The organism is Mesorhizobium sp. M0207 (genome assembly GCF_040321995.1).
Classification (GTDB): Bacteria; Pseudomonadota; Alphaproteobacteria; order Rhizobiales; family Rhizobiaceae; genus Mesorhizobium.
In genome coordinates this window covers 219,743-246,179 of the sequence record NZ_JAMYSQ010000005.1, presented here as the reverse complement: position 1 = coordinate 246,179, position 26,437 = coordinate 219,743, and the positions used below count along the sequence as shown (strand labels likewise).

Annotated in this window: 28 protein-coding genes; 13 read left to right on the top strand and 15 right to left on the bottom strand. The window is 63.6% G+C overall.

Annotated elements, in window-relative coordinates:
* On the bottom strand, positions 1-403 hold a 403-nt coding region (gene petA, locus NKJ15_RS11110), incomplete at its 3' end, for a ubiquinol-cytochrome c reductase iron-sulfur subunit (RefSeq protein ID WP_352815274.1).
* Positions 404-684: 281 nt separating this feature from the next.
* On the opposite strand from petA, the gene NKJ15_RS11105 reads away from it, so the two are divergent.
* Positions 685-1,041, top strand: coding sequence for a cupin domain-containing protein (locus NKJ15_RS11105; RefSeq protein WP_352469828.1), 357 nt, complete (start codon positions 685-687; stop codon positions 1,039-1,041).
* Positions 1,042-1,068: 27 nt separating this feature from the next.
* On the opposite strand, the gene NKJ15_RS11100 is transcribed toward NKJ15_RS11105, so the two are convergent.
* From NKJ15_RS11100 to NKJ15_RS11085, 4 genes are read right to left on the bottom strand one after another with little or no spacing between them, the layout of a single operon-like run.
* Complete coding sequence (locus tag NKJ15_RS11100; protein WP_352469730.1) at positions 1,069-1,383, bottom strand: DUF6665 family protein; 315 nt, start codon at positions 1,381-1,383, stop codon at positions 1,069-1,071.
* 22 nt (positions 1,384-1,405) lie between these two features.
* A complete protein-coding gene (locus NKJ15_RS11095) occupies positions 1,406-3,289 on the bottom strand; it encodes an ABC transporter ATP-binding protein (protein WP_352683923.1) in 1,884 nt (627 codons plus the stop codon).
* A complete protein-coding gene (locus NKJ15_RS11090) occupies positions 3,286-5,175 on the bottom strand; it encodes an ABC transporter ATP-binding protein (RefSeq protein ID WP_352815271.1) in 1,890 nt (629 codons plus the stop codon). Before NKJ15_RS11090 ends, NKJ15_RS11095 begins: the two co-directional genes overlap by 4 nt.
* A 27-nt stretch (positions 5,176-5,202) precedes the next feature.
* The gene (locus NKJ15_RS11085; protein ID WP_352815269.1) at positions 5,203-5,745 is read right to left on the bottom strand and encodes a hypothetical protein; all 543 of its coding nucleotides are present in this window, start codon (positions 5,743-5,745) and stop codon (positions 5,203-5,205) included.
* A gap of 283 nt (positions 5,746-6,028) precedes the next feature.
* On the opposite strand from NKJ15_RS11085, the gene NKJ15_RS11080 reads away from it, so the two are divergent.
* The 3 genes from NKJ15_RS11080 (at position 6,029) to NKJ15_RS11070 (ending at position 7,571) form a co-directional block, all read left to right on the top strand.
* The gene (locus NKJ15_RS11080; protein WP_352815267.1) at positions 6,029-6,487 is read left to right on the top strand and encodes a tRNA (cytidine(34)-2'-O)-methyltransferase; all 459 of its coding nucleotides are present in this window, start codon (positions 6,029-6,031) and stop codon (positions 6,485-6,487) included.
* Positions 6,488-6,657: 170 nt separating this feature from the next.
* Positions 6,658-7,101, top strand: a complete 444-nt coding sequence (gene soxR / locus NKJ15_RS11075) for a redox-sensitive transcriptional activator SoxR (protein ID WP_023679485.1) — start codon at positions 6,658-6,660, stop codon at positions 7,099-7,101.
* A gap of 119 nt (positions 7,102-7,220) precedes the next feature.
* The gene (locus NKJ15_RS11070) at positions 7,221-7,571 is read left to right on the top strand and encodes a hypothetical protein (RefSeq protein ID WP_352815265.1); all 351 of its coding nucleotides are present in this window, start codon (positions 7,221-7,223) and stop codon (positions 7,569-7,571) included.
* Between the two features lie 36 nt (positions 7,572-7,607).
* Here the strand turns inward: NKJ15_RS11070 and NKJ15_RS11065 are convergent, their stop codons facing one another.
* Positions 7,608-7,865 carry a hypothetical protein gene (locus NKJ15_RS11065; RefSeq protein WP_023679487.1) on the bottom strand — a complete coding sequence of 86 codons (258 nt, stop codon included), beginning with the start codon at positions 7,863-7,865 and terminating at the stop codon, positions 7,608-7,610.
* Between the two features lie 103 nt (positions 7,866-7,968).
* On the opposite strand from NKJ15_RS11065, the gene hemF reads away from it, so the two are divergent.
* The 3 genes from hemF (at position 7,969) to NKJ15_RS11050 (ending at position 9,868) form a co-directional block, all read left to right on the top strand.
* Positions 7,969-8,883 carry an oxygen-dependent coproporphyrinogen oxidase gene (gene hemF / locus NKJ15_RS11060; protein ID WP_352541001.1) on the top strand — a complete coding sequence of 305 codons (915 nt, stop codon included), beginning with the start codon at positions 7,969-7,971 and terminating at the stop codon, positions 8,881-8,883.
* A 257-nt stretch (positions 8,884-9,140) separates the two neighbouring features.
* Positions 9,141-9,401, top strand: coding sequence for a DUF1344 domain-containing protein (locus NKJ15_RS11055; RefSeq protein WP_352541000.1), 261 nt, complete (start codon positions 9,141-9,143; stop codon positions 9,399-9,401).
* A gap of 281 nt (positions 9,402-9,682) precedes the next feature.
* The gene (locus NKJ15_RS11050) at positions 9,683-9,868 is read left to right on the top strand and encodes a DUF1059 domain-containing protein (RefSeq protein ID WP_023679490.1); all 186 of its coding nucleotides are present in this window, start codon (positions 9,683-9,685) and stop codon (positions 9,866-9,868) included.
* 3 nt (positions 9,869-9,871) lie between these two features.
* Here the strand turns inward: NKJ15_RS11050 and NKJ15_RS11045 are convergent, their stop codons facing one another.
* The 3 genes from NKJ15_RS11045 to NKJ15_RS11035 are packed head-to-tail and all read right to left on the bottom strand — an operon-like array spanning position 9,872 to position 12,412.
* Positions 9,872-11,140 carry a CCA tRNA nucleotidyltransferase gene (locus tag NKJ15_RS11045; RefSeq protein ID WP_352815262.1) on the bottom strand — a complete coding sequence of 423 codons (1,269 nt, stop codon included), beginning with the start codon at positions 11,138-11,140 and terminating at the stop codon, positions 9,872-9,874.
* On the bottom strand, positions 11,137-11,769 hold the full coding sequence (locus NKJ15_RS11040) for a CoA pyrophosphatase (protein ID WP_352815288.1): 633 nt from the start codon (positions 11,767-11,769) through the stop codon (positions 11,137-11,139). Before NKJ15_RS11040 ends, NKJ15_RS11045 begins: the two co-directional genes overlap by 4 nt.
* Positions 11,770-11,782: 13 nt before the next feature.
* Positions 11,783-12,412, bottom strand: a complete 630-nt coding sequence (locus tag NKJ15_RS11035) for a DUF1285 domain-containing protein (RefSeq protein ID WP_352815286.1) — start codon at positions 12,410-12,412, stop codon at positions 11,783-11,785.
* A gap of 144 nt (positions 12,413-12,556) precedes the next feature.
* On the opposite strand from NKJ15_RS11035, the gene NKJ15_RS11030 reads away from it, so the two are divergent.
* Genes NKJ15_RS11030 through NKJ15_RS11015 form a run of 4 tightly spaced genes read left to right on the top strand, consistent with a single transcriptional unit; the run spans position 12,557 to position 19,385 of the window.
* On the top strand, positions 12,557-13,561 hold the full coding sequence (locus NKJ15_RS11030; RefSeq protein WP_352450525.1) for an AAA family ATPase: 1,005 nt from the start codon (positions 12,557-12,559) through the stop codon (positions 13,559-13,561).
* Positions 13,561-14,475: a DUF58 domain-containing protein gene (locus NKJ15_RS11025; protein ID WP_352540998.1), complete on the top strand. Its 915-nt coding sequence runs from the start codon at positions 13,561-13,563 to the stop codon at positions 14,473-14,475. Before NKJ15_RS11030 ends, NKJ15_RS11025 begins: the two co-directional genes overlap by 1 nt.
* The gene (locus tag NKJ15_RS11020) at positions 14,472-17,294 is read left to right on the top strand and encodes a DUF4159 domain-containing protein (protein ID WP_352815260.1); all 2,823 of its coding nucleotides are present in this window, start codon (positions 14,472-14,474) and stop codon (positions 17,292-17,294) included. Before NKJ15_RS11025 ends, NKJ15_RS11020 begins: the two co-directional genes overlap by 4 nt.
* A 3-nt stretch (positions 17,295-17,297) precedes the next feature.
* Complete coding sequence (locus tag NKJ15_RS11015) at positions 17,298-19,385, top strand: hypothetical protein (RefSeq protein WP_352815258.1); 2,088 nt, start codon at positions 17,298-17,300, stop codon at positions 19,383-19,385.
* Positions 19,386-19,561: 176 nt separating this feature from the next.
* Here the strand turns inward: NKJ15_RS11015 and clpS are convergent, their stop codons facing one another.
* From clpS to NKJ15_RS11000, 3 genes are all read right to left on the bottom strand, one after another.
* Positions 19,562-19,867, bottom strand: a complete 306-nt coding sequence (gene clpS, locus NKJ15_RS11010; protein ID WP_352540995.1) for an ATP-dependent Clp protease adapter ClpS — start codon at positions 19,865-19,867, stop codon at positions 19,562-19,564.
* A 258-nt stretch (positions 19,868-20,125) separates the two neighbouring features.
* Positions 20,126-20,341, bottom strand: coding sequence for a hypothetical protein (locus tag NKJ15_RS11005; RefSeq protein ID WP_352450529.1), 216 nt, complete (start codon positions 20,339-20,341; stop codon positions 20,126-20,128).
* Between the two features lie 36 nt (positions 20,342-20,377).
* Positions 20,378-20,722, bottom strand: coding sequence for a hypothetical protein (locus tag NKJ15_RS11000; RefSeq protein WP_352469825.1), 345 nt, complete (start codon positions 20,720-20,722; stop codon positions 20,378-20,380).
* A gap of 237 nt (positions 20,723-20,959) precedes the next feature.
* Here NKJ15_RS11000 and NKJ15_RS10995 point away from each other — a divergent pair, with 237 nt between their 5' ends.
* Positions 20,960-21,676, top strand: a complete 717-nt coding sequence (locus tag NKJ15_RS10995) for a response regulator (RefSeq protein ID WP_352469721.1) — start codon at positions 20,960-20,962, stop codon at positions 21,674-21,676.
* A complete protein-coding gene (locus tag NKJ15_RS10990) occupies positions 21,673-23,082 on the top strand; it encodes an ATP-binding protein (protein ID WP_352683909.1) in 1,410 nt (469 codons plus the stop codon). The genes NKJ15_RS10995 and NKJ15_RS10990 overlap by 4 nt, the downstream gene beginning before the upstream one ends.
* Positions 23,083-23,319: 237 nt before the next feature.
* Here the strand turns inward: NKJ15_RS10990 and choV are convergent, their stop codons facing one another.
* From choV to NKJ15_RS10975, 3 genes are all read right to left on the bottom strand, one after another.
* Positions 23,320-24,501, bottom strand: coding sequence for a choline ABC transporter ATP-binding protein (choV, locus tag NKJ15_RS10985; protein WP_352815255.1), 1,182 nt, complete (start codon positions 24,499-24,501; stop codon positions 23,320-23,322).
* Positions 24,498-25,352: a choline ABC transporter permease subunit gene (gene choW / locus NKJ15_RS10980; protein ID WP_254819158.1), complete on the bottom strand. Its 855-nt coding sequence runs from the start codon at positions 25,350-25,352 to the stop codon at positions 24,498-24,500. Before choW ends, choV begins: the two co-directional genes overlap by 4 nt.
* Positions 25,353-25,470: 118 nt before the next feature.
* The gene (locus NKJ15_RS10975) at positions 25,471-26,406 is read right to left on the bottom strand and encodes a choline ABC transporter substrate-binding protein (RefSeq protein ID WP_292660734.1); all 936 of its coding nucleotides are present in this window, start codon (positions 26,404-26,406) and stop codon (positions 25,471-25,473) included.
* Positions 26,407-26,437: the final 31 nt, after the last annotated feature.

Below are 26,437 nucleotides of genomic sequence, written 5' to 3'. Positions count from 1 at the left end.
TGCAGCCAAGATGGGTGCAGACCTGGACCATCACCATCCAGGCTTCCTTGCCCGGCGTGGTCCGGTTGGCGTCGGTTGCCGGCGCGTCGGCCGGCAGGTTGGCATTGCGGGCAATTGGATCCTTGAGTTCGGCGAGATTGACCGCCTCGGCGTCCTTCATCTCTTTTTCGGTGCGGTTGCGCACGACAACCGGCTTGCCGCGCCACTTCACGACGAGCGACATTCCCGGCGTCAGCGAGGAGACGTCGACCTCGACCGAGGCGAGCGCCAGCGTCGAGGCATCCGGGCGCATCTGGTCGATGAATGGCCAGGCAACGGCGCCCGCGCCGACCACTGCGGCCATGCCGGTGGCGACGTAGAGAAAATCACGACGGTTGGGATCCTGGGTGTCGGTTGCGCTCACGGGTGCCTGATCCTTTCGCCTCTTCCGTGCCGGCGGCCGAGCCTTGTTCCCCGCTCAATCGCGCCGGCCCGACAGCGCATGGCGAACAGGCTAGCGAATTCCTCCGGCATTTGGGACTTGGGTTTATGCGTGAAGCCTGTTTTTGTCCAGACGGGTGAAGGCACAAGGGCAGATTGTCGCGGGGGCGTAATTCGCACGGCGGAACGATTGGAAAACAGCAGCAAAACCAAATGCCTGCGTTCGCCTCGACATCTGGCGCTCGCCCGGTTTATCCTCGGCCTATGGCGCATGTCATAGACCGCGGCAAATGGGCCGAAGCGCCCGACCGCTGGCCCGACCACTGGCAGGGCGAGCTGCAAGGCGGAGCTTACGGCTCCCGCAGCTGCCTGATCTTCAACTACCTGCCTGACATCGGCGGCGGCCCCAGGCTGCACAGCCATCCCTATTGCGAGATTTTTATCATCCGGACCGGCACCGGCCTGTTCACCATCGGCGACCGGCAGATCGAGGCCACCGCCGGCCAGATCCTGGTCGTACCGCCGAACACGCCGCACAAATTCACCAATCTCGGGCCAGGCCCGCTGGAAACCACCGACATACACGAGAACGGCAGCTTCATCACCGAGTGGCTGGAATAACGCTTCTCAAACCAGTTCCGGTTCGGATCATGCGCTGGCGCCGAGCCTGGCCAGCACGGCCTTGGGAATGTTGTATTCCCGGATCACCGCGTCGTGCTTGCGCAGGCCGCAGAGTTCGCGCTGGATGAAATACCCGTGCACCGCTTCGGCTGCATCCCTGAGCAGCCGGGCGCGGTCGACATCGTCGCAATTCTCGCGCAGCCTCGTCAATGTTTCCTCGACGCGCCGGCCGGCGCGGCCGAGCGCGGCCGCCTTCTCGCCGAGGATTTCATGGCCAAGCAGGTCCAACGCGCTCTCCTGCGCGCCGGACCGTCCGAAATTCGATGGCATTCTCACCGCGATGGTCTACTCCGGTCTTTAGAAACTACTCCGCCGGCCGGGTCTCGGCCAGCGCGCTCTCCTCGTTGAACAGGAAACCGCCGGACTGCCGCTTCCACAGCCTGGCATAGAGCCCGTCGAGCCCGACCAGCTCGTCATGCGTGCCTTGCTCGACGATGCGGCCCTCGTCGAGCACCACCAGCCGGTCGAGTGCCGCAATGGTCGACAGCCGATGCGCGATGGCGATGACCGTCTTGCCTTCCATCAGCCTTGCCAGATTTTCCTGGATCGCCGCCTCGATGTCGGAATCGAGCGCCGAGGTCGCCTCATCGAGCACCAGGATCGGCGCATCCTTGAGGAAGACGCGGGCGATCGCCACGCGCTGGCGCTGGCCGCCGGAGAGCTTGACGCCGCGCTCGCCGACATAGGCCTCGTAGCCGATACGATCGCGATTGTCGCGCAGACCGAGGATGAACTCGTGCGCCTCGGCCTTCTTCGCTGCCGCGACCACCTCGGCGTCGGTCGCTTCCGGCATGCCGAGCTTGATGTTGTCGCGCAGCGAGCGGTGGAAAAGTGCCGTATCCTGGCTGACGACGCCGATATTGGCGCGCAGCGAATTCTGCGTGACCCTGGAGACGTCCTGCCCGTCAATGGTGATCTTGCCGCTCTCGAGGTCGTAGAGGCGCAGGATCAGATTGACCAAGGTCGTCTTGCCGGCGCCGGACGGGCCGACCAGGCCGACCTTTTCGCCCGGCCGCACGACGAGGTCGATGCCGTTGAGCACGCCGGACCCCTTGCCGTAGTGGAACTCGACATTGTTGACGTTGATACGCCCGCCGCCGACGACAAGCTCTTTCGCGTCCGGCGCATCGGTCAGGCCGAGCGGCTGTGAGATCAGCGCCTTGGAATTCTCCAGCACGCCGAGGTTCCGCAAGATGCCGTTGAGCTGCATCATCAGCCGGCCGAGCAGCATGTTCAGCCGCAGCACCAAAGACAGCGTGAAAGCCACGGCGCCGACTGTGATCGCACCCTCGACCCAGAGATAAACGGCAAAGCAGGCGATCGCCGTGATCATAATGCCCGACAGCATCGTCAGCGCCATGCGCACGCCGGTCAGCCTGCGGGTGAACGGGCGCAGCGCGTCGAGATAGATGTCGAAGCCGTTCCTGATGTAGCGGTCGTCGCCATCGGCCGAGAACAGTTTCAACGTCTGCACGTTCGAATAGGAATCGACAAGGCGGCCGGTGATCATCGAGCCGGCTTCGGCGGTGGCTTCGGCATGTTTGCGGATTGCCGGCAAATAGCGCCTGGCCAGAAAGCCGAAGGCGGTAATCCAGATCACCACCAGCACCGCCAGCCGGAGATCGAGCCCGGCGACCAGCGCCAGCGTCGTCACCGTATAGACGACCATGAACCAGACCACCTCGATGAAGCTTTCCATCAGATCGCCGGTCGCCTGTCCCGCCTGCCAGACCTTGGTCGCGATACGCCCGGCAAAGTCGTTCTGGAAGAAGGCGTAGGATTGGCGCGAGACATGGCGATGCGCCTGCCAGCGCACCAGATTATAGAAACCCGGCGTGATCGTCTGCTCGTCGACCAGCGCCGACAGGCCGACGACAATGGTGCGGATGACCAGCACCACCGCGATCATGAAGACAAGTTCCGGGCCGGCGGCAGTCCACAGAGCGTGCCAGCTGCGTTCACCGGGAAGCTGGTCGAGGATGTCGACCAGCCGCCCGACGAAATAGAACAGTCCGGCTTCGACCAGCGGCGCGATGCCGCCGATCACCAGCATGGCGAAGAAGGCGATCTTCGCCTGCCCGACATAATGCCAGAGGAAACCCCTGACGCCGGCAGGTGGCCGAAGGTCCGCAGGCTCGCGGAATGGATAGACCCAGTTCTCGAACCAGCGGTAGATGGCAGTCATCATTCGGCGGCTTCACCCTTGGCGATTGCATCGTTGGCGGCTGCATCGTTGGCGGAGGGGCCGTCGTCGAGCAGGAAGCCGCCCGACTGGCGCTGCCAGAGCTGGGCGTAGAGCCCGCCGCTGGCAACCAGTTCCTCATGCGAACCTTCCTCGATGACGCGGCCCTTGTCCATGACGACGAGCCGGTCCATGGCGGCGATCGTCGACAGCCGGTGCGCAATGGCGATGACGGTCTTGCCTTGCATCAGTCTGTAGAGGTTCTCCTGGATGGCCGCCTCGGCCTCGGAATCGAGGGCGGAGGTCGCTTCGTCGAGGATAAGGATTGGTGCGTCCTTCAGCATAACACGGGCTATGGCGATGCGTTGCCGCTGGCCGCCGGACAATTTGACGCCGCGATCACCGACATGCGCATCGAAACCCTTTCGACCGTTAGAATCCGACAATCCGGCGATGAAATCCAGCGCCTCGGCGCGCCGCGCCGCCTCGATCAGCATCTGGTCACTGGCGTCCGGCCGGCCATAGAGGATATTCTCGCGCACCGAGCGATGCAGCAGCGAGGTGTCCTGCGTGACCATGCCGATCTGGGCGCGCAGCGAGTCCTGCGTCACCGCCGCAATGTCCTGGCCGTCGATCAGGACCTTGCCGCTTTCGAGGTCATAGAAGCGCAACAGAAGATTGACCAGCGTCGACTTGCCGGCACCCGAACGGCCGACGATGCCGACCTTCTCGCCCGGCTTCACCGTCAGCGACAGGCTTTCGATCACGCCCTTCTGCTTGCCATAGTGGAACCGGATGTCCTCAAAACGGATCTCGCCCTTGGTCACGGCAATATCGTTGGCGCCAGGCCGGTCTTCGACGAGGCGCGGCAGCGAGATCGAGGCGATGCCGTCCTGCACCGTGCCGATATTCTCGAACAGCGTGGACATCTCCCACATGATCCATTGCGACATGCCCCAGAGCCGAAGCACGAGGCCGATGACCAGGGCGACGGCGCCGATCGTCACGGCTTGGCCGAGCCACAGCCATAGCGAGATTGCAGTGACCGAAAACAACAGCAGCGAATTCAGGACGTAGAGCAGGCCGTAGAGCTGCGTCACCAACCGCATCGACCGGTAGACTGTATCGAGAAAGCCGGCCATACCGTCCTTGGCGAAGGATGCCTCGCGCCGCGCATGCGAGAACAGCTTGACCGTCTGGATGTTGGAGTAGCTGTCGACGACACGGCCGGTCATGGTTGAGCGCGCATTAGCCTGCTCCTCGCCGACCTTGCCCAGCCGCGGGATGAAATAGCGCAACAGCAGGACATATCCGGCAAGCCAGACGGCAAGCGGCGCAGCCAGCCGCCAGTCTGCCGAGCCGACAATGAACAGCATGCCGAGAAAATAGACGACGATATAGTTGAGCACATCGATGAGCTTGATGACGCACTCGCGCACCGCGAGCGCGGTCTGCATCAGCTTGGTCGCGATGCGCCCGGCAAACTCGTCCTGATAGAAGCTCATCGACTGCTTGAGCAGGTAACGATGCACCTGCCAGCGGATACGCATCGGATAATTACCCATCAGCGTCTGCTGGTTGAGCAGCGAATGGAACCAGACCGTCGCCGGCAGCGCGAAAACCACGATGAAGGCCATCCCGGCCAGCTTCAAGCCTTCGGTCTGCAGGAACGTCTCGCGATTCTGTCCGGACAGCCAGTCGACGATCCGGCCCATGAAGCCGAACATCCACACCTCGGCAAGGGCGATGGCCGTCACCAGTACCGCATCGAGAGCGATGTAGGGCCACGCGCCGCGCGTATAATGCACGCAGAAGGCGATCAGTGTCCGCGGCGGCTCGACCGGCTCCTTGGCAGGGAACGGATCGAGCCTTTTTTCAAACCAGCTAAACATAGAGATGCTCACAATACCTGTTTCCGCTCACGCGGCACGCGAACGGACGGGGTGCCCAGACCGCATGGCGTCAAGGACCGGCGATACGGAATCGTCCGCCTCGCCGGTCCTGCTTCGCGCTATATAGGTTGTCGCGGGCCTTTCGCCGACAGTCTCGTTTGACGATGCTGACGACGTTTTGACGATCCGGATTTTCGCGCTGGTTTTTGCACCAGGCCGGATCAGCCTGATGATCCGGCGCACCAGCGACGGCCGGCTATAGTCCGGAACGGCGCGCGAGAAATCGACGTCCGGCAGCATACCGCGATGCGGACGCCGGCGGGTCTCGGCGTGAACCGCCGACGAGTAGGTCTCGCCGATCAAAAGCGCCCAGGTCGCAGTCTTCCGCTCGTGCAGGCTTCTTGAGCCGGGTATTCTACAGGGATCGAACATCGGTCCGTCCTCCAGTTGAAGATGCAGGTAGAAGGGTGAACCAACCCAGGCCGCGGGCACGCGCGGCGCGGCAAAGGTGGCATCGGTCGAAGCGTGTTCAGGTGAGGCGTTCAGCCCCTTCCACAGCTTGAAAAACATCGCAGGATTCCTTCAAAGGCCGAAAAAGGTTTCGGCGGGAATCGGTGCGATTGAAGTCTAGAAGGTCAGGAGAATCGTCGTACCGAAACCGCCGTCGGGCTGGTAAGCCCACGAGAGGGGTGGTGGATGTGCATGGCCATCATGAATTACCCCTCCATCGGTTCGGGTTGACAATGCTGGCCGTATAACCGACTTCGCAGAAAATGACCACCCGCCAGTCCAGGAATTTCCAAAACCGCGAGAGCTCTGTGGCTGATCTGCCACTTATTAGAAAGACGCGGAAATGACCGACCGTCTCCGCATCGCGCTCTACCAGCCTGATATCGCCGGCAACACCGGGACAATCCTGCGCTTCGCCGCTTGCCTCGGTCTCGGCGTCGACATCATCGAACCGGCGGGCTTCCCGCTCGGTGACCGGGCGCTGAAACGCGCCGGCATGGACTACCTCGAAATGGCGGCGCTCACCCGCCATGTCGACTGGCACGCCTTCGAGGACTGGCGCAAGCTTGCCAAGCGGCGGCTGGTGCTGCTGTCGACCAAAGCAGCTGCCGCCTACACGGATTTCGCCTTTGCCGGCGACGACATTCTCTTGTTCGGCCGTGAATCCGCAGGCGTGCCGGACGCCGTTCACGAGGCGGCGGATGCGCGACTGATCATCCCGATGCAGCCCGGCGCGCGCAGCATCAACGTCGCGCTTTCCGTTGCGATGGTGGCGGCCGAGGCGATCCGGCAGCTCCGCTAGGATGTGTACGCGATCGCCGGCCGCAGCGACCAAGGCGTCGTCCTCACGCAACACTGCGTCCTCTCCGGTCATTCTCATCCAGACGCCCATCGCCTTCTCCTGCCGTTTGCATCTTCGAGGCTTCTTCGCTACAAGCTCAACTTAACTTGAGGTCAAGCGGAAAATCGGAGATGGCTGCGGCAACGGAACTAACAGTCGGCCAGGTGGCGATGCGCAGCGGCGTGGCGGTGTCGGCGCTGCATTTCTACGAAGCACGCGGGCTGATCCGCAGCCACCGCACATCAGGCAACCAGCGGCGTTATGGCCGCGACGTGCTGCGACGGGTGGCGATCATCAAGGTAGCTCAGGAGGTCGGCATTTCGCTGGCCGAGATCGGCACAGCCCTTCGATCATTGCCTGAAGGCCGGACGCCGACGCGCGAGGATTGGAACCTGCTTTCGACGGCTTGGCGCGATGACCTCGACCAGAAAATTAGTCAGCTCAAGAAGCTGCGCGACGGGCTGAGCGACTGCATCGGCTGCGGCTGCATGTCGATCGACAAATGTCCGCTGCGGAATAAGAACGACAGGCTGGCAAGGGACGGCGCGGGCGCCCGCAGGCTGGTCGTGCGTTGAAGCCATGACGGTCTGGACGGGTTCAGCGAACTTATCCTGTCCGTTAGTCACTATACAGTCTTGTGAAGTTCATGTGCCCGTGCTTGATACGCCCCTGCAACTAACCTTGGGGGGCAGAATTGAAATTTGCATACAAGACTTACGCCGTGTTGCTTGGCGCCATTGTGTTGGCTGGATGCATGCCGAGCGAAGGTGAATGGAATACGGCAAGGACTTTGGTTCAAGGCAGTCCTGCCATGTATAAGAAAGTGCTTACGGAATGCATCAGGCATTCGGAGCAATCGCCTCTCAGTTCGAAGCAGGAAGCTGGCAAGATCATGAATGTCAGCGCAGCCGCGGCGCCACGTGTCTGGTGCGGAAGAACCGTGCGGGCCTTCGCGAATGGGCGCCTGACGTATGCCGAGATGAAAAGAGCGCATCTTGGAACGGGCGACAGAAGCGTGTTTATCAAGATCGTTCAGGGCAGATGAACTAGCCCTGATACGTTCAGCCTCGAGACCGGAGCATTAATCCGCCGCCGGCAGCCGCCTGATGGTGAACTCGATCACGTCGCCCGGCCGCTCGAACCAGCTTTCGATCTCGGTCCAATAGGCCTGCTTGGGAAAGCGCTCGAACCATTCCTTCGCCTTGAGACGAGCGTCGGAGCGCGGCAGCACGAAGGTCTCGCGCAGGAAGCCGTCGCGCGGCATGCGCGCGTTCTCGGCGCGCGAACGGTCGAGCCTCTTCTTCAGGCCATCCAGCGGCGGTCTTGCCGGGGTGCGCACGAAAGTACTCCATTCACACTTGACCCTTGCACCCAAGAGATTAGGGATCGCGGCCGGAAAAGACGAGTCATTTGTCGGGCGCGCCCGCAACCGGAGACAGGATTTGCAACGACCCGAGATACCGGCGGGGCTGCCAGCCGACATCGAACAGAAGAAGACGAAGGCACGGCTGTGGTTCGAGACGTTGCGCGAGCGCATCTGTGCCAGCTTCGAGCAGATCGAGCAGGACCTGCAGGGGCCGCAGGCTAGCTGGTCGCCCGGCCGCTTCGAAAAGACGCCGTGGCAACGCGATGCCGGCAAGGGCGGCGGCGGTATCATGTCGATGATGCACGGCCGCGTCTTCGAGAAGGTCGGCGTCCACACCTCGACCGTCCACGGCGAGTTCTCCCCCGAATTCAGGAAGCAGATGCCGGGCGCCGAAGAGGACCCCTCCTTCTGGGCAAGCGGCATTTCGCTGATCGCCCATCCGTGGAACCCCAACGTGCCGGCCGTGCATATGAACACGCGCATGGTCGTCACCTCGCGCCAGTGGTTCGGCGGCGGCGCCGATCTGACACCGGTGCTCGACCGCCGCCGCAGCCAGGACGACCCCGACACGATCGCCTTCCACAGAGCGATGCAATTTGCCTGCGAGAAGAACGCGGCGATCGCCGACTACGTGAAATTCAAAGCCTGGTGCGACGAGTACTTCTACCTGCCGCACCGTGACGAGCCACGCGGTACCGGCGGTATCTTCTTCGACTGGCTGCATTCGGATGAGGACAAAGGCGGCTGGGACGCCGATTTCAACTTCGTCCAGGACGTCGGGCGATCTTTTCTCGTCGTCTACGAACATCTGGTGCGCGCCAACTTCAATGACAACTGGACCGATGGCGACCGTGACGAGCAGCTCATCCGCCGCGGCCGTTATGTCGAATTCAACTTGCTTCACGATCGCGGCACCATCTTCGGGCTAAAGACCGGCGGCAATGTCTCCTCGATCCTGTCCAGCCTGCCGCCAGAAGCGAAATGGCCGTAAAATCTCGGTGAGCACGACGTGAGCCGCAATCGGGTCCAAATCCCCAGAATTTGACGGCGAATGTGGCGCAAGGCGCGCCAGAAAATATCTTTTTCGTCTAATATATCATTGTAAAGATTGGGCTATTTGTCGCGTCGGGCCGGGAAACGCCGGCGGTTCTTTACTCCCGAGAGCCGCGACCCGACGTGACCGGACGGCCCATGATTGAATCGGGCACCTTTCCCAAGCGGTGCCCGTATTTTCCAGGAGAGCATGCCATGCGCAAGCTTATTATGACCGCAGCCGCCACTGCCGTTCTCGCCTCTGGTACTGCCGCATTCGCTGCGGTCAAGCACACCACCGGCACGATCAAAAGCTTTGATGGAACGGCGATGAGCCTAGTTCTGGATAACGGAGCCACTTTTACGTTGCCCCAGACCTTCAAGGATCCTGGCCTGAAGGTCGGCGAAAAGGTCCGCGTCACGTGGGATATGAGCGGCAAGGATAAAATTGCCGAGGCAGTCAAGATCGTGAAGTGATGACCTGCCCGCTGGAGCAAGACGAGGTCTTACTCCTGGGTAGCGCAAGAGGGCGGAGCAGCGATGCTCCGCCCTTTCGCAACCCGATCACTAGAGGGCCGCGTGTCGGCTTGGACGCACGGGCACTCTAAGGCAACCAAAACCGTTCGATCGTGTTATGCTAAGCTGGCCAGCGTGTAGCCCGGATACCGGACACGGTTTCCGGATCGCGCAATCAAAGGTCTGGGGCTTCCGTGTCATTGCGCGGCGCGGCGCTCCAAGGAGGAAATGAGGAGAAGCCGATGAAGGAATTCCATTGCGGGTCGCTCGTACCCGGCTGCGAGTGGCACACACGCGCCGAGGAGGAGGCTGAGGTCATGCGCCGTGCCGTCGAGCATCTGCGCGAGACGCACGGCGAGACGGTGATCCGCGAGACGATGATCGAGGCGATCCGCTCGCGCATCGAAAAGGTCCGCGACGCAGCGTGACGGTCAGGATTCGAGTGCCTCCGCGGCGCGCTTGAGCAGCGCGCCGCGATCAAGCGCAAAACCGGACTCGACCCATTCCTTTTCGAGATTCTTCAACGTTGCACCAAGCTTCGGCCCCGGTGATGCGCCAAGCGTCGTCAGATCGGCGCCCTTGACCGGAAAAACAGGGTTTTGCCATTTTGCAGCGAAGGCAAGCAGGCGCGAGAAGCCGCCGGCTTCGAGCAGTGCGTCATTGTCTTCGACCGCGCGGGCTCGAGCGGAAGCGAGCAACAGCCGCAACCGGTCGACAAAGCCTTGGCGGTCGCCAAAATAAAGCCTTTTCGCCAACTCTCCTTCAGTCGTTTTCGGATCGACGGCAGCCGTGATCGCCCAATTCCGCAGCCGGCTTGCTTCGCTCACGGAAAGCCTCAATCTCTCGGCAAGCGTTTTCATGCGCGCGGCATCCGGCGGCACGATGGATTCCAGCCTGAGCAGCGGGTCCGGCGCCCAGGCCAGGTCCTTCTCGGTCTTGGTCAGCCCGTGGATGGCATCGATGCCCCATTTCTCGCTTTCCGGCAAAACGGCGGTCAGAACGCCGGCCTGGCGCATCCACAGCAGCGCCCGCGACGGATCTGGCGCCGACAGCAATTTCTTCAATTCCCACCAGACGCGCTCGACCGAAAGCTGGTCGAGCCCCTGCTTCAGCCGAGCACAAGCCTTCAACCCTTCGGCATCCGGCCTACCGTCGCCATACCATGCGAAGAAACGGAAGAAACGCAGGATGCGCAGATAATCCTCGCGGATACGGGCTTCCGGATCGCCGATGAATCGCAGCCTCCGCGCTTCGATATCGGCGATACCGCCGATCAGATCGACGACCGTTCCATCGGCTTCGGCATAGAGTGCATTGATGGTGAAATCACGCCGCTCAGCGTCGGCTTTCCAGTCGCGGCCGAACGACACTTTGGCGCGCCGGCCGTCGGTTTCGATATCGGCACGCAGCGTGGTGACCTCATAGGCCTTGCCGTGGCCGACCGCGGTGACTGTGCCATGCTCGATGCCGGTCGGTACCGTCTTGAAGCCTGCCGCCTCGGCGCGCCGGATGGTTTCCTCGGGCACCGTGGTGGTGGCGATGTCGATGTCGGCGACCGGCTGGCCGATGAGCGTGTTGCGCACCGCACCGCCGGCGACACGCGCCTCCTCGCCGCCATCAGTCAGCGCCGCGAGCAGGCGCTGCAGGTGGCGTTCGCCGAGCCACCCGGCCTTGCCCGCGATCGACACTGGATCGCTCACGAATAGAGCCTTTCATAAAGCGTACGGATGATGCCCGCGGTGACGCCCCAGATGCGCTGGCCGCCATAGGGCATCTCGTAATAGAACCATTCGAGGTCGTTCCACATGCGACTGTCTCTGGTGTGGTTGGCGGGGTCCATCAGAAAGCCCAGCGGCACCTCGAAGACGGCATGGACTTCGTCGGAATTCAGCGTCAGGCTGAAACCGGGCCGCACAATCCCGAGCACCGGGGCGATGCGATAGCCGCTGCCGGAAACGTAGTCCGGCAGACGGCCGACGATCTCGATGTAAGCCCTATCGAGACCGATCTCCTCGAATGTCTCGCGCAACGCCGCCGCTTCCGGGCTCGCATCGGTTTGATCGATGGTACCACCGGGGAAAGCCACCTGCCCCGAATGGTTGCGCAGCTTTTCGGCCCGCCTGGTCAAAAGGACCGTGGCTTCATGGCCATGATCGACCACCGGGATCAGCACGGCGGCATCGCGCAGCGCCTTGGCCAGCTTCAGCCTGGGATGGCCCGGATTGAAGCGGTGGTCGCCAAAATCGTCGCCGGCATGCGCCAGCGGCTGCGCCGCGACGCGCTGGCGAAACCCGGCAACGGAAAACGGCAACGGCATCACCTGATCCATCATAGGCGGTCCATCATGCGCTCAGCCGTTTCAGTTTCTCAGCCGGCATGATTGGATAGACCTCGCCTTTGGAACGGACGGCAAACATCCTCTTGCCACCGATGTCGATCTCTTCGCCGTGCTCGACCAGCTCGTACATCACCGGCCGTGCCACCAGCGCCTCCAGCCGCCCGCGCACCAGCACATAAGGCTTCAGGCCACCTGTCTCGTCCTCATCGACGAAGCGCAGCGGGTGTCCCGCCCCAGCCTCGACCACGTCGCCGACATTGGTGCGAAAGGTGATGATTTGTCCGTCGCCGACGCCCGACACGTCCATCTCGACGGCAATGAAGGGCGCGTCGGCGACGCGGATGCCGACCTTTTCCACCGGCGTCACCAGGTAAGTCCTGCCGTCCACGTCCTTGCGCAGCACTGAGGAAAAAAGCTGCACCAGCGGCATCCGGCCGATCGGCGTTCCCAGATAGAACCAGGTGCCGTCCTGCTTGATTTCCATGTCGAGATCGCCGCAAAATGCCGGATTCCAGCGTTCCACCGGCGCCGGCCCCTTACCGGCGCGCGTCGCGCGCGAGACCAGCGCTTCCAGCCCGCGCGCCTCGGTCGCGGCCGTCAGGCTCTCTTCACGATGGTCGGCGGCTTCCGTCATGGTCACGAAATAGTCACTGTTGTTCCGCTTGTCAGCCTAAGTCTGTGATTTAAGTTCATTGCAGGCGCATGCGAAGCCGAATCGCGGCATTCTCTGCGGCACCAAGGTGCCAAGCGGTGTTTCCAACAGAAGGATCGATGCTGCATGAGCGTTATGATCAAGGAAAGCCCAATCAGCGAAAAGGACATGGTGGCGCAGGCCGAGAAAGCGCTGGCCGACATTTCGAGGGTCCGTGACGGCGTCGGCCGGGTCATTTTCGGCCAGGAAAGCGTCGTCGAGCGCACGCTCGTCGCATTGCTGGCCGGCGGCCATGCACTGCTGGTCGGCGTGCCCGGCCTCGCCAAGACCAAGCTGGTCGAAACGCTGGGCATCGTGCTCGGCCTCGATTCGCGCCGCATCCAGTTCACGCCCGACCTGATGCCATCCGACATTCTCGGCTCGGAAGTGATGGAGCAGGATGAATTCGGCAAGCGCTCCTTCCGCTTCATTTCCGGGCCGATCTTTGCGCAACTGCTGATGGCAGACGAGATCAACCGCGCCTCGCCACGCACCCAGTCGGCGCTGCTGCAGTCGATGCAGGAATACCACGTCACCATTGCCGGCGTGCGCCATGATCTGCCGTCACCGTTCCACGTTCTGGCGACGCAGAACCCGCTGGAGCAGGAAGGCACCTATCCGCTGCCGGAAGCGCAGCTCGACCGCTTCCTGATGCAGGTCGATATCCTCTACCCCGAGATCGAGGCGGAGCGCCGCATCCTGCTGGAAACCACCGGTATCGAGGATGCCAAGGCTGAAAACGTGCTGCAGCCGGCGCGGCTGAAGGACATCCAGACGCTCATCCGCCGTATGCCGGTGCCGGAAAGCGTCGTCGAGGCGATCCTCAAGCTGGTGCGCTCAGCGCGCCCCGGCCAGGGCAACGCCGATACCGACAAGCACGTCGCCTGGGGCCCAGGCCCGCGCGCCAGCCAGGCGCTGACGCTGTGCACCCGCGCCCGCGCCCTCTATGACGGCCGGCTGGCGCCGTCGGTCGACGACGTCCGCGCGCTGGCCGAGCCGGTGCTGCAGCACCGCATGGCGCTTACCTTCGCCGCCCGCGCCGAGGGCACCACGGTTCGCGATGTTGTGGCGAAGCTCGCGAAAGGGATTTGATGGCGCGCATCGGTGAAGCGCAGGCACCGGCAGCGACGCGCGATGCGCTCGCCAGAGGCCGGTTGCGGGCTTCGTTGGTGCCGGACCTGCTGGTCGAGGCGCGCCGCATCGTCAACACGGTAATTGCCGGCTGGCATGGCCGCCGCAAGCGCGGTATCGGCGAGAATTTCTGGCAGTTCCGGCCCTATGTCGAAGGCGATTCCTCGCGCATTGACTGGCGCCGTTCCGCTCGCGACGACCACACCTATGTCCGCGACCGTGAATGGGAGGCTGCCCACACGGTGTGGCTGTGGGCCGATCCCTCGCCTTCCATGCTCTACAAATCGACCGGGGCCAGCGTTTCCAAGGAATCGCGCGCCCTGGTGCTGACGTTGGCCATGGCCGAGCTTTTGTCGCGCAGCGGCGAGCGCATTGCCTGGCCGGGCCTGACCGACCCGTTCACCGCCCGCAATGGCGCCGAGCGCATCGCGGCGCAACTGATGCACGCCGGCGACCTGCCGGCAAAGCCCGATCTATCCGGCATTCGCCGGTTCTGCGACATCGTCCTCGTCAGCGATTTCCTCGACCCCGTCGAGGACACTATTGCGTGGCTGGACGTTCCCGCCCGCCACGGCGTGCGCGCCCATCTGGTCGAGGTCGCCGATCCGGCCGAGGAAAGCTTCCCCTATGCCGGGCGCACCGAATTCACCGATCCTGAGACCGGCGACAAGCTGACCGCCGGCCGCGCCGAAATGCTGGGCGAGGAATATCGCCTGCTTTATGCCGCCCGCCGCCAGGAACTGGCCGCCTGGTGCAAACGGCTTGGCTGGAGCTTTACCGTCAATCATACCGATCGCCTTGCCTCCGAGGCGCTGGTGCGCATCCACATGGCGATGACCGCCGAAGGCAGCTTTGCCGGGAGGGCCCGCGCATGAGTTGGCTGCCGCTCTCCTTCGGGGCGCCGATGGTGCTGTGGGGCCTGCTGGCGCTGCCGGTGATCTGGTGGCTTCTGCGGCTGACCCCGCCCAGGCCGCAAGCCGAGGTGTTTCCGCCGCTCAGGATTCTCGCCCGCGTGCTGAGGCGCGAAGAAACGCCGCAGCAGAGCCCTTGGTGGCTGACGCTGCTCAGGCTGCTGATGGCCGCGCTTGTCGTGGCAGCACTTGCCGAACCCGTCTTCAACCCGCGCGAAAAGCTGCCGGCCGAAGGCGCCGCCCTGGCGCTGGTGATCGACAATGACTGGGCAAGTGCCGCCGACTGGGGCAAGCGGGTCGCCACCGCCGAGCGGCTGATCGCCGATGCCAATTCGAACGGCGTGCCGGTGCTCATCGCTTTCACCGCCGAGAAGCCGAATGCCGAGATCGGTCCCTTCGATGCCGCTGCCGCGCTCGACCGGCTGCGCGCGGCAAAGCCGCGGCCGATCCCGACCGACCGCCCCGCCGTCTACGCCCGCGTCGCGTCAGCCCTGGAGTCGCTGCCGGGCGCAAGCGTCGCAGTGCTCGCCGATGGCTTGGCGGCGCAAGGCGACGAAGCCGCCTTCAACACGTTGTTGTCAAAGAACGCGGCACGTGTCGTCTGGGCCGTCTCCGACCGGCTGTCGCTGACCGGCCTGACCGGCGCCGACAACCAGGTCGACGGCTTCGCCCTGACCGCCATCCGCGCACCGGGCGATCCGGCACCTGCACAGGTGACGGCCGGCGCGTTCGACGACAAGGGGCGCCGCATTGCCGACGCGACGCTGACCTTTGCCCCGGGCGGAACCACCGCAACCGGCACGATGGCGGTGCCGTTCGAACTGCGCAACGACTTCGCCTACATCGCGCTCGATGGCGAGCGCCAGGCCGGTGCCGTCCGCGTGCTCGATGAGAGCTCAAAACGCCGCCGCGTCGGGCTGCTGTCGCAGTCCGAGGCTGATCAGGCGCAACCGCTGCTGTCGCCGCTCTACTACATTCGCCGCGCCCTGCAGCCCTTCGCCGATCTCGTCGAGCCGTCGAGCGTCGATCTCGCCGACGCCATCCCGCAACTGCTCGACCAGAAACCGGCGATGATCGTCATGGCTGATGTCGGCACCATTCCGGAACAGGCGCGGCAGAGGCTGGTCGACTGGGTCGACAAGGGCGGCACGCTGGTGCGTTTTGCCGGTTCGCGGCTGGCCGCTGCCGGCAATGACGACGATCTGCTGCCGGTCCGGCTGCGCACCGGCGAGCGATCGCTTGGCGGCGCGCTGTCATGGACGGCGCCGCAGCCGGTCACCGAATTCCCGAAAACCGGTCCCTTCGCCGACCTCGCGCCGCCGACCGAGGTCACCGTTACCAGGCAGGTGCTGGCCGAGCCGACGCCCGACATTGTCGAGCGCACCTGGGCCACGCTTGCCGACGGTACGCCGCTGGTGACCGGGATGAAGAAGGACAAGGGCACCCTCGTACTGTTCCACGTCACCCCCGAGGCGACGTGGTCCAACCTGCCGATCTCCGGCAGCTTCGTCGAGATGCTGCGGCGCATCGTGCAATTGTCGCGCAACCAGGGCTCGGCGGTCGCCAATGCCGAGGCAGCCGCCACGTCGCTGGCACCCTATCGCATGATCGCTGCCGACGGCACGCTGGTGCCGCCGACGCCGGATGCCAGGCCGCTGGTGCCCGGCGCCGGCCCGCTGCCGGTGACGCTGGAAAACCCGCCCGGCCTCTACGGCTCGGAGACGGGAGTGTTCGCTCACAATCTGCTCGGTGGCGACAGCGCATTCACGCCGCTGGCCCGGCCTGAAATCACGGTGCCGGTCACCACCATCCAGTATGCCTTCGACGAGCAGCACAACCTCAAAGGTCCGCTTGTCACGGCCGCTCTGGTGCTGATGGTGCTCGACACGCTTGCCGTATTCTGGATGGGCGGCCTGTTGTCGCGCCGGCCGCGCCGTGCCGGCGCTGCGGCCACGGCAGCCGTCCTGCTGATTGCGCTCGGCGCTTTGATTGGCCACGCGGACGTCGCGCGCGCCGACGACGCCAAACCGGGAGATACGGAGGCGATCGGGGACATTTCAAAGACCCGGATCGCCTATGTGCTGACCGGCGAGCCGGGTGTCGATTCGATCAGCCGCGCCGGGCTCGAAGGCCTGACCCGCTTTCTTATCGAAAAAACCGCGCTCGAACCCGGAGCACCGGCCGGCGTCGACATCTCGAAGGACGAACTTTCCTTCTATCCGCTGATCTACTGGCCGATCGATCCCTCGGCCCCGATGCCCAGCGAGGCCGCCATCGCCCGCATCGACGCCTACATGCAGCAGGGCGGAACGGTCTTGTTCGACACCCGCGACCAGTTCGCCAATGGCATTGGTGCGGATTCGACCAGCCCGGCGACGGAGCGGCTGCGCGACATCCTCGGCAACCTCAACGTGCCACCGCTTGAACCGGTGCCGTCGGATCACGTGCTGACCAAATCCTTCTACATTCTTCCGGAGTTTCCCGGCCGTTTTGCCGGCAGCCCGCTTTGGGTCGAGGCATCGCTCGAAGCCAGCAACACCGAGAACCGCCCGGTGCGCACCGGCGACGGCGTTTCGCCGATCATGATCACCGCCAATGATTTCGCCGGCGCTTGGGCCGTCGACGAGAATGGCGACCCGCTATTGCCGACGGTGCCTTCGGATCCGATGCAGCGCATCTATGCGCTGCGTGCCGGCGTCAACATCATGATGTACATGCTGACCGGCAACTACAAATCCGATCAGGTGCACGTCCCGGTGCTGCTCGAACGGCTGGGGCAGTAGACTATGAACTGGTCGCTCTCCTTCGAACCGCTCATCACCTGGCCACTGCTCGCAGTGGTTCTGGTGCCGCTGCTGCTGCTGGCGCTGGTCGGCCTTTGGTTTCGCCAGCGCGGCGCGGTCTTCCGCCTGGCAGCCCTGATTGCCCTGGCGGCGGCGCTGCTCAATCCGGTGTTCCTCGACGAAGAACGTGAGCCGCTGAAAAGCATTGTCGCCGTCGTCGTCGATCGCAGTCAGAGCCAGGATATCGGCGACCGCACCAAGCAGACTGACGCGGCGTTGGCCGGGCTTCAGCAGCGTCTCGGCCGCTTCAAGCAGTTCGACGTCCGTGTCGTCGAAGCCGGCAAGTCCGAAGCCGCTGACGAGCGCACCGAGACGCGGTTGTTTTCCTCGCTCGAAAATGCTTTCCGCGACGTGCCGCCATCGCGCATCGGCGGCGCCATCATGATCACCGATGGCGAGGTGCATGACGCGCCGTCCGGCGCACCCGATTTCAATGCCCCGCTGCACGCGCTGATTACCGGCAACGAGCATGAAAAGGACCGTCGCATTCGCTTCGAGAATGCGCCGCGCTTCGGCCTCGTCGGCAAGCCGCTCGACATGACCTATCGCGTCATCGCCACCAACAACGAAACCGGCCCGGTCGATGTCCGCGTATCGGTCAATGGCGAGCAGGTATCGGTCGAGCACGCCAACATCGGCCAGGCGATGCCGCTGCAGGTGACCATTCCCAGCGCCGGGCGCAACATTGTCGAACTCGCCATCAACCACGAGCCGGGCGAACTCACCGACACCAACAACCGCGCCATCGCGCTGATCGACGGCATTCGCGAAAATCTGCGCGTATTGCTCGTTTCCGGCGAACCGCATGCGGGCGAGCGCACCTGGCGCAATTTGCTGAAATCCGACGCTTCGGTGGACCTCGTGCACTTCACCATCCTGCGCCCGCCGGAAAAGCAGGACGGCACGCCGATCAACGAATTGTCGCTGATCGCCTTCCCGACGCGCGAGCTGTTCGTCGAGAAGATCAAGGATTTCGACCTGATCATCTTCGACCGCTATCAGCACCGCGACGTACTGCCGATCCTCTATTACGACTATATCTCCGAATACGTCGAAAAGGGCGGCGCGCTGCTGATCGCGGCAGGCCCCGAATATGCCGGCGAAAGCTCGATCGCCCGCACGCCGCTGATGTCGGCGCTGCCGGCAATGCCGACCGGCGAGGTCATCGACAAGGCCTTCTATCCGCGCCTCACCGATACCGGCCAGCGTCATCCGGTAACGCGCGGGCTCGACGGCTCCGCGACCGAGCCGCCGCACTGGAGCCGCTGGTTCCGCACCATCGGCGTCGAGAACCCCGAGGGCGAGGTGGTGATGAAGGGCGCCGACAACCGGCCGCTGCTGCTGCTCGATCGCAAGGGCGAAGGCCGCGTCGGCATGCTTCTGTCCGACCAGGGCTGGCTGTGGGCGCGCGGCTTCGAGGGCGGCGGCCCCCATGTCCAGCTCTACCGGCGCATCGCCCACTGGCTGATGAAGGAGCCCGAACTCGAGGAAGAGCGGCTGACCGCCGACGGCCGCGGCATGGTGCTTGAAATCCGCCGCCAGACGATGAGCGACGACCCCGGCCCGGCGCAAGTCATCACGCCGTCCGGCAAGGCACTGATCGTCAGGCTCGAGAAATCCGAACCAGGCGTCTTCCTCGGCAGCGTCGAGACCAACGAAATCGGTCTCTATCAGGTCGGCAATGGCGACCTGACGGCATTGGCCCATGTCGGGCCGGTCAACGCCCCGGAATTCACCGACGTCGTCTCCACCGAGAACCGGCTGAAACCACCGGCTGAGGCAACCGGCGGCAGCGTTCGCCGGCTGGCGCCGGCCTCAGCACTTGGCACTCTCACCAGCACCGTCACGCTGCCATCCGTAGTCCCGGTCCGTTCCTCGGGCGCTGCCTCCGGCGATGACTGGATCGGCCTGCGCACCACCGACGACAGTGTACTCAAGGCCGTCTCGCGCGTGTCGCTGTTCGGCGGCTTCCTCGGCCTCGGCCTGCTGCTTCTGGCGATGGGCTCGATGTGGTACCGCGAAGGGCGGTAACGCGGTTTATCCTTCTCCCCTTGTTTGTGGGAGAAGGTGGATTGGCGCGCAGCGCCAAGACGGTTGAGGGGTGTTGGACGGAGTGCCGTCGTTGCCAAGCTGGAACACCCCTCATCCGACCGCGCTTCGCGCGGCCACCTTCTCCCACAAGGGGAGAAGGAAGAAAGCGAACCGCCCTACTCCTCCGGCTCCGTCGTGAACATCAGCGGGTAGCCCTTGGCCTTGCCGGCATCGGTTGCCCGCGCCGCCTTGGTCTCGGCGACATCCCTGGTGAAGACGGCGACAACGCAGACGCCGCGCCGGTGCGCGGTGATCATTATCCTATGCGCCTGGTCTTCGCTGAGCTTGAACTCGGACTTCAGCACCGTCACGACGAACTCGCGCGGCGTGAAATCGTCGTTGACCAGGATGACCTTGTAGAGCTTCGGCCGTTCGACCTTCGGCTTCGTGCTGGTACGGGGTTTTGTCGTGATTTCAGGCATTGGACCGGCAATTGCGTACGACAGCTTTGCGGTCATTTTGACATGGGCAAAAGCGGTCGTCCATTCAACCGCGCGCGATCGGCTTGCCGGCGAGCGCAGTTCACAAATCCGTGCCTATGTGGGAACTGCCGGCTGGCGTTCACCTGGGCGGTGTGGGCCGGGACTGGCCCTATTGTATGCACGCAACAAAAAAGACGACCGCTCCAGGCAAATCGCAACTGGAGCGGTCTTCTCATAGGGTAGAAAGATGTCGCTTGATCAGGCCTTCGGAGCTGCCTTGACCGCGTGCTTCTTGTGCTTCTTGACGGTCTTCTTGGCAGCGACCTTCTTCACGGCCTTGGCCGGCGCAGCGGTCGTCGTTGTCGTCGCAGCCGGGGTGGTGGTCGCGGCATTGGCGCTGCTGGCGCCGAGAACCGGCATCGAGACGGCCAGCGCGATGGCGAGACCGAGGGCGGAGAGGAGGGACTTTTTCATGGCTTCACTTCCTTTTTGTGCAGATCGGATTGAGTGTCACTGAACGGGATCGATCGGTGTCACTCCAAGCAGCTTCAAAGCGTTCGCGAGCATCCGGATTCCCTGTGCCTGTTTCTTGTTGGCGCAGAACCGGTTTCCCTTTCTTTGAAGTGCTTTCGCCGCGGTGACCTGCGTTGCCGCGGCATGGGTTTCGAGGGCTTCGTCAAACTGGCGGTTCAGATCGATGCAACGCTCGCTGCGGGTGGTCGCCACCTTTGCATCGGCCGCCTTTGCATTGGCCACCTTCGCATCGGCCAGTTTTGCATCGGCATGTTCGACCGCGACCGTGACGAGCGAAATGGAAAGCAACGCACCCATCAGACTGATCGAGAACCTTTGCATTGGTCTGTCCGTAATCCCGTAACGCGTGTCGCAGCCGATGACCTGACCGCCACGGCACCACTTATGCCTTTGATTTTTTTCGGCAGTTTTTCCGGATTGTAGAATTTTGTTTCTGGATTGTTTCTGGGCAGCCCGGATCGGGCCGCCGATCTCCACTGGCCAACTTATGGCCTGAATTCTATCGTCTGGCTGACAGCCGAAGCAGCGCTTGGGCGATCCACAAATGACAGGTTCCCTGTGAAATCCGACCCCCACATACTGATCGTCGACGACGACAAGGGCATTCGCGACCTGCTTCAGGAATTTTTCCAGAAGCGAGGGCTGCATACATCGGTCGCCGCCGACGGCACCGAGATGGAGACCATCCTACGCCGCGCCCAGGTCGACCTGATCGTCCTGGACGTCATGCTGCCCGGCAAGAGCGGGCTGGAGCTCTGCCGCGAGTTGCGCGCCAATTATTCGACGCCGATCATCATGCTGACCGCGGTTACCGAAACTACCGACCGCGTGGTTGGGCTGGAGATGGGTGCCGACGACTACGTGCCGAAACCCTTCGATCCGCGCGAGCTGCTCGCACGCATTCGTGCCGTCTTGAGACGCAATGGCGCCGCCGAACCGCGACGCGCGGCCTCGCGGCAGATCTACCATTTCGCCGGCTGGACGATGGACTGTTCGCGCCGCCGGCTGATGGCGCCCGGCGACGTCAGGATCGAGCTGACGATGGCCGAATTCAATCTACTGCAGACGTTCGTCAAGAGCGCGCAACGCGTACTGAGCCGCGAGCAGCTGATCGAGCTGTCCGGCGGCGACAGCGGCTACAGTTTCGACCGCAGCGTGGACATTCTGGTCAGCCGGCTGCGGCGCAAGATGGAGGATGACCCGAAAACGCCGAAGCTGATCTTGACTGTGCGCAGCGGCGGCTACCAGTTCCTGCCTGAGACGACCGCCGAATGAGACGTATTCTGCCGCAAACACTGCCGGTCTGGGTGCTGCTCATCGTCATAGCCGGCCTGCTGATCAGCCAGATCGCGACCCTCTACATCGTTTCGCGCGACCGTGCCGCCGCCAATGACGTCGTCGATCTCTATCGGCTGAACGACCGCGCCTTCTCGCTGGTACAGCTGATGCATGACGCCACCCCCGAACAGCGCAAGGCGACGGCCTCCGGCCTGTTCAACGCCACTTATGCGCTCACCGTTTCCAACACGCCCGCCGTTACTTCCTCGATAGCCGGCGACGACGAGCTGGCCGAATTGGAGGACATATTGGTCGGACGGCTATCGAAGTTCGGCATCACCGACGCGCGGGTCCGCCGCGACCCGGCAACGCACGAAGCCGACGCTCCCGGCGGGACGGTCGCCGGTCCCGATATCGGCCAGGTCGAGCGCGACCTGCTGGTGCTGGCGGCCGATTTCGCCCAGAGCGACAAGCTGACCGCTTCGCTTCGCTTTGCCGACGGCCAATGGCTGAACTTCACCGAGCCGAACACGCCGGCCGGGCCGATACTGAGCTTCGATAGCCTGCCACTCTATGCCTTGATCGCCGGGCTGGTGGTGGCTTCCTCGATCTGGTCGCTGCGCCGGCTGACGGCGCCTTACCGGATGATGGAGACCGCGGTGAAGCGGATCGGCGAGGACCTGAAGAGCCCGCCGATCGCCGAGAGCGGCAGCCGCGAGGTGCGTACCGCGGCAAAGGCGGTCAATGCCATGCAGGCAAGACTGCGCGCCTACGTCGAGGACCGCGAGCATCTTGCCGCCGCACTGGCGCACGACCTGCGCACGCCGCTGACCAGGATGCGGCTGCGCCTCGAACTGCTGAGGAATTCGTCCGTGCGCGCCGCACTGGCGCACGACCTCGCCGACATCGAAGGCATTGCCAGCTCGGTTATCGACTTCGCCACTTTCGAGGTGACCGAGGAGAAGAGCGAGAGGATCGATTTCTGGTCGCTGGTAGAATCGATCGCCGACGGCTTCGACGAGGTCTCCTTCGACAATGAGGACGCGCGCTCGCGCGGCCTGATCTGCGTCGCGCAGCCGGTCGCGCTACGGCGCTGTGTCACCAACCTCGTCCAGAACGCGGTGAACTATGGCAAGAGGGCGCATCTCAGCCTGCGTCAATCAGGCAAGACAATCACGCTGGCGATCCATGACGAGGGTCCGGGCATCCCGCAAGCCGAGCTCGACGCCGTGTTCGGCTCGTTCGTGCGCCTGGAACAGTCGCGCAACCGTCAGACCGGCGGCCTCGGCCTCGGCTTGACCATCGCCCGCAACATCGCCCGTAGCGCCGGCGGCGAAGTCAGCCTGTCCAACCATCCCGATGGCGGCCTGATGACGGAGCTGCGCCTGCCGCTGGCGGTTTAGCTTGCGTATCGGGCTAAGCCGGCGTTCCTTCGCGCCCCCCTCTGTTCTGCTGGACACCTCCTCCACAGGTGGGGAGATTGGCCGTCATCGCCGATTTCGCCAATTACAAACGTTGGGATGTGAGAGCCGTCCGCGAAGCCGCCGATCTCCCCCCAAGTGGGAGAGATGTCCGACAGGACAGAGGGGGGCGCGACAGAACTCGGCGTTTGGTCTTGGTTCTCTCCCCAAGGAGAAAAACTATCTTCGCAGCACCGCGCTCAACACATCCCTGACGCCGATGGCGCCGACGAAGCGCGACTGCTCGTCGAATAGCGCGACGGGTGCGGTCTGCGAGCGATGCATGGCCAGCATCACGGTCTTCAGCGAGGTGCCGGGATTGGCCCAGAATACCTGAGCCGTCTCCTCCGGCTGGGCTTCGACATCGGCGCAGGACACCCAGACCGCCGGCTTGCCGTCGCGCTCGGCGGCCGCCACGAGCCCATGCTCGTCGATCTTGAAACGCGTCGTCCTGCGCCGGTCGAGCCACACCCAGCCGTTCTCGCCATGTTCGAGGTCGCGGCGGTCGCGCATGACGTTCCACGCGGTCAGCACCGAGAGCGGGTTCACATTGGCGATGAAGTCGCGGACATAGTCGTTGGCGGGCCGCAGCACGATGTCTTCCGGCGCGCCTGTTTGCACGATGCGCCCGCCTTCCATGATGGTGATATGGGTGCCGATCTTCAGCGCCTCCTCGAGGTCGTGGCTGACGAAGATGATGGTCTTCTTCAGCTCGGCCTGGAGCTGCAGCAGCTCGTCCTGCAGCTTGGTCCGGATCAGCGGATCGAGCGCCGAGAACGGCTCGTCCATGAGCAGGATCGGCGCCTCGGTGGCAAAGGCGCGCGCCAGGCCGACGCGCTGCTGCATGCCGCCGGAAAGCTCATGCGCGTATTTCTTCGACCACTGGTCGAGATGAACCAGCTTCAGTTGCTTGTTCACCCGCTCCTTGCGCTCGGCTTCGGGTACGCCGGCGAGCTCGAGGCCAAGGCCGACATTCTCCTCCACCGTGCGCCACGGCAGCAGCCCGAACTGCTGGAACACCATCGCCACCTGCTTTTGCCGCAGCCGCCGAAGCGTCGCCTCGTCGCAGGTGACGACGTCGACCGTACCGTCGCCGTCCTTGACCAGCACCTGGCCGCGCGAGACGACGTTCAGCCGGTTGACGGCTCTGAGCAGCGTCGATTTGCCGGAGCCGGAAAGCCCCATCAGCACCGAGATCTCACCCTCATGCACGGTGAGGCTGGCGCCGGCGCAGCCCAGCACGTTGCCGGTCTGTTCGAGGATCTCGGCGCGGGTGGCGCCGCTGTCGATCAGCGCCAGCGAGCCTGCCTGGTCGGCGCCGAAGACGATGTCGACATTCCTGAAATCGACGGCGACGGTCATTTCTTGCCTCCCACGCCGATGCGCGTCATCCGGTCGAGCACGATGGCGAGCACGACGATGGCGAGCCCTGCCTCAAGCCCGAGGTCGATCCTGCGCGAACCGAGCGCCCGGTTGATTTCCGTACCGAGGCCGCCAGCGCCGATCAGGGCGGCGAACACCACCATCGACAGCGACAGCATGATCGACTGGGTCAGCCCAGCCATGATGGTCGGCAGCGCTGAAGGCAGCTCGACCTTCCACAGCAGCTGGCGCTTGGTGGCGCCGAATGCCTCGCCCGCCTCGACGATCGATTTCGGCACCGAGGTGACGCCGAGATGGGTGAGCCGAACCGAGGTCGGGATGACGAAGATGATGGTGACGATCAGGCCGGGCGCGTTGCCGAGGCCGAACAGGGTCAGCACCGGGATCAGGTAGACGAAGGTCGGCAATGTCTGCATCAGGTCGAGCACCGGCAGCATGACGCGATACACCTTCGGCTTGTGCGCGGCCCAGATGCCGAGCGGCACGCCGATGGCCATCGACACGGCGGCGGCGGCGACCACCAGCACCAGCGTCTCCACCGTCTGCTTCCACAGGTTCTGGTTGAGGATGAACAGCAATCCGATGAATACCGCCAAAGCCAGGCCTTTCGAGCGCTGCAGGAAATAGGCGAGCAGAGCGATCAGCGCGATCAGCAGAACCGGCGGCAGCAACAGCAGCCCGTCGACGATGCCGTCGAGCAGGAAGTTGAGGCTGTTGGAAAAGGCCCTGAAGATGGTGTCGAAATTGTCGGTGAGAAAGCCGAAAAACGCCTTCCCCCATGCCCCGATGGGAATCTTGTAACTGACCAGGAATTTGGAGATCGGATCCATCTAGCCCCTCTTCTGCCGGCGCCGTCCTTCGCCGGACGGTCATCTTGTCACAGGATATGAAAAAGGGCAGCCATTTCTACCGTGGCTGCCCTTTGTCTCGTCATGCCAGATGGTCGGGTCAGCTTCCGAGCGCCGTTTTCACCGCAGCCGCCGCATCGCCGCCGTCGAAGGTGGTGACGCCGGCGATCCAGGGAGCGACCGCGTCCGGGTGCTTCTTCAGCCAGTCGGTCGCGACCGTATTGGCATCGCCGCCCTTCAGGATCGCGTCCATCATCTCGCCTTCCATGTCGAGGTTGAACTTCAGATTGGCGATGAACTTGCCGGCGTTCGGGCATTCGCTCATGTAGCCCTTGCGTACGTTGGTATGCACGGTGGCAGCACCAAAGCCGCTATCTCCCATCCCCTCGAGATAGGTGATCTTCATGGCGCCCATCACCGGATGCGGCGTCCAGCCGAGGAAGGCGATCCATTCATTGTTCTTCATCGACTGCTCGGCCTGGGTGAGCATGCCGGCCTCGGAAGATTCGACCAGTTCGAAGCCTTCAAGATTGGTCTTCGGATCCTTGATCATGTCGAGGATGATGCGGTTGCCGTCATTGCCGGCCTCGATGCCGTAGATCTTGCCGTCGAACTTGTCCTTGAACTTGCCGAGATCGGTCAGCGTCTTGACACCGGCATCGGCGACATAGGTCGGAACGACGATGCCGTAGCCGGCACCGCTGAGATTTTCGCTGACGGTCTCGACCGAGCCTTCGGCGGCATAGTCCTTGATGTCGTTGGTCATCGACGGCATCCAGTTTCCGAGGAACACGTCGAGGTCTTTGTTCTTCAGCGACGCATAGGTCACCGGCACCGAAAGCTGGATCACCTGCGGCTCGTAGCCGAGCGCCGTGAGCAGCACCGAAGCGACGCCGGTGGTCGCCTGGATGTCGGTCCAGCCGACATCGGACAGCCGCACCGTCTTGCAGCTTTCCGGATCGCCGGCGAAGGCCCCAGTCGTGGATAGAAAAGCCGCCAGGCCGAGGCCGGCGACGAATGAACTCATACGCGACATGAAAATTCTCCCATTTCAGTTCTCGGTGAAG

Coding starts and splice junctions, on each gene's coding strand:
- NKJ15_RS11020 (WP_352815260.1), top strand. CDS start 14,472: ATGAGTTGGCTGCCGCTCTCCTTCGGGGCGCCGATGGTGCTGTGGGGC.
- NKJ15_RS10975 (WP_292660734.1), bottom strand. CDS start 26,406: ATGTCGCGTATGAGTTCATTCGTCGCCGGCCTCGGCCTGGCGGCTTTT.
- NKJ15_RS11025 (WP_352540998.1), top strand. CDS start 13,561: ATGGCGCGCATCGGTGAAGCGCAGGCACCGGCAGCGACGCGCGATGCG.
- NKJ15_RS10990 (WP_352683909.1), top strand. CDS start 21,673: ATGAGACGTATTCTGCCGCAAACACTGCCGGTCTGGGTGCTGCTCATC.
- NKJ15_RS11000 (WP_352469825.1), bottom strand. CDS start 20,722: ATGCAAAGGTTCTCGATCAGTCTGATGGGTGCGTTGCTTTCCATTTCG.
- NKJ15_RS11105 (WP_352469828.1), top strand. CDS start 685: ATGGCGCATGTCATAGACCGCGGCAAATGGGCCGAAGCGCCCGACCGC.
- NKJ15_RS11005 (WP_352450529.1), bottom strand. CDS start 20,341: ATGAAAAAGTCCCTCCTCTCCGCCCTCGGTCTCGCCATCGCGCTGGCC.
- NKJ15_RS11030 (WP_352450525.1), top strand. CDS start 12,557: ATGAGCGTTATGATCAAGGAAAGCCCAATCAGCGAAAAGGACATGGTG.
- soxR (WP_023679485.1), top strand. CDS start 6,658: ATGGCTGCGGCAACGGAACTAACAGTCGGCCAGGTGGCGATGCGCAGC.
- NKJ15_RS11085 (WP_352815269.1), bottom strand. CDS start 5,745: ATGTTTTTCAAGCTGTGGAAGGGGCTGAACGCCTCACCTGAACACGCT.
- NKJ15_RS11090 (WP_352815271.1), bottom strand. CDS start 5,175: ATGTTTAGCTGGTTTGAAAAAAGGCTCGATCCGTTCCCTGCCAAGGAG.
- NKJ15_RS11015 (WP_352815258.1), top strand. CDS start 17,298: ATGAACTGGTCGCTCTCCTTCGAACCGCTCATCACCTGGCCACTGCTC.
- NKJ15_RS11040 (WP_352815288.1), bottom strand. CDS start 11,769: ATGGATCAGGTGATGCCGTTGCCGTTTTCCGTTGCCGGGTTTCGCCAG.
- NKJ15_RS11055 (WP_352541000.1), top strand. CDS start 9,141: ATGCGCAAGCTTATTATGACCGCAGCCGCCACTGCCGTTCTCGCCTCT.
- NKJ15_RS11095 (WP_352683923.1), bottom strand. CDS start 3,289: ATGATGACTGCCATCTACCGCTGGTTCGAGAACTGGGTCTATCCATTC.
- choV (WP_352815255.1), bottom strand. CDS start 24,501: ATGACCGTCGCCGTCGATTTCAGGAATGTCGACATCGTCTTCGGCGCC.
- NKJ15_RS11080 (WP_352815267.1), top strand. CDS start 6,029: ATGACCGACCGTCTCCGCATCGCGCTCTACCAGCCTGATATCGCCGGC.
- NKJ15_RS11035 (WP_352815286.1), bottom strand. CDS start 12,412: ATGACGGAAGCCGCCGACCATCGTGAAGAGAGCCTGACGGCCGCGACC.
- clpS (WP_352540995.1), bottom strand. CDS start 19,867: ATGCCTGAAATCACGACAAAACCCCGTACCAGCACGAAGCCGAAGGTC.
- choW (WP_254819158.1), bottom strand. CDS start 25,352: ATGGATCCGATCTCCAAATTCCTGGTCAGTTACAAGATTCCCATCGGG.
- NKJ15_RS11050 (WP_023679490.1), top strand. CDS start 9,683: ATGAAGGAATTCCATTGCGGGTCGCTCGTACCCGGCTGCGAGTGGCAC.